Here is a 1,331-nt window from a genome sequence, read left to right on the forward strand (position 1 = left end):
GCTCATGTCTTGGGCACGCTGAAGGTCCGCCCTCGCTGCAGCGATTTCTTTGGTGCCGCCAGATACGTAGGCGTAGATGAGTCGCTCTGAGGCGTCGCTTAAAGCTAGTGCCTGTTCTTTCTCCACGATTAGGACCTCCTTTCTAGGTCAAGTATCTCCCATAGCACAGACAATGAGCTGCATATGCAGATTCTCAAGATTTTTTCGGGAAAGACGGAATATCGAAGCCATGGCTGTCTAGTAGGGCGGGGGAGGAGTTGGTGTCCCACACGGCCCATCCGTTTAGCTTGCCCGTGGCTTTGGCAGCTTCTAGGGCCTGCTCGGGGATGCCGCGCTTCGCCTCGATCATCGACAGGGGAACCAGTCGCCCTGTCTCCAGAGCGCGTTTCTTGGCGCGCTCGATGCATACCTCCACGGCACAACTCGCTTGCAGGACGTAGACGCGGCGTCCTTCTCTGCGGAGGCGTTTCACCATTTGGGGTAAGTACTCTGGGTGTCCAATAACGTCCACAATGGTCGTTTGCCCTGCTGCAAGAATTGCTCCCTGCAGTCCTGGCTCCCCGGCCTCGCTCGTGACGGCTCTGTCGTACATTAGTTCGGCACACTCGTCTTGCACGACTCCTGAACCGCGTCCCTCCGCATACTCGGGGAAGTCGCTTCGGAGTTCGTCGGCGTCACTTATCTTGATGGTGCTGAGGTCCAGTCCTGCGTGTTCCAGGACAAGAGGCCGAAGAGAAGAACTCTTCCCAGATCCGGGTAGACCGATCAGTACGTAAACCGCGCCCTTCCTCCCTTCAGGATTGGACACTTGGCCCAGGCGCTCCCGGAGGAGAGTGTTTTGAAGGTCGAGTCTCTCCTCATGCCAATCTCCTTCGAGGGCATAGACGTGGCGGGTGAATGTGCGCTGGCCATCCAGAGCTCGCTGAAAAAGCTCACCTCTAAGTTCGGGTCTGGTAGCCAGAAAGCTCTTCTGGGGTTCTTCCTGCCGGCTGAACCAAGTGCGAGAGTACTTATCCACTTCTTCTGCATAGTCCTCAAAGGCTTTCTCCTCCGTGGCCACACCCACTTCTGATGCGATTGCGCACTCCCCACATGATTCGTTTGCCGGACACGCCACGTTCCAGCAGAGTCGCAAGCCTTGAAAATCAGATCTGTCACCGATAGTAATCCATGAGGGCGTCTTCATCCGCCTGTCCGCCAAGAAGCGGTGACACAGAGCAGGCACTTGATAGAGGAAACCGAACCGCTGTCCGGAAGAGCAACCACTGCATCGACTGGAATCTGCTTGTCGGGTAACGACACTCGTTTGGCGCAGAAGTGAGAGGCCAGTT

Annotated in this window: 1 protein-coding gene; it reads right to left on the minus strand. The window is 56.6% G+C overall.

The window, feature by feature from the left end:
• Nucleotides 1-193: 193 nt before the first annotated feature.
• Complete coding sequence (locus tag HP499_RS24310) at nt 194-1,186, minus strand: zeta toxin family protein (protein ID WP_172326582.1); 993 nt, start codon at nt 1,184-1,186, stop codon at nt 194-196.
• Nucleotides 1,187-1,331 lie beyond the last annotated feature (145 nt).

Origin of the sequence: Paenarthrobacter sp. CM16, assembly GCF_013179505.1 — a bacterium.
Taxonomy (GTDB): domain Bacteria; phylum Actinomycetota; class Actinomycetes; order Actinomycetales; family Micrococcaceae; genus Arthrobacter.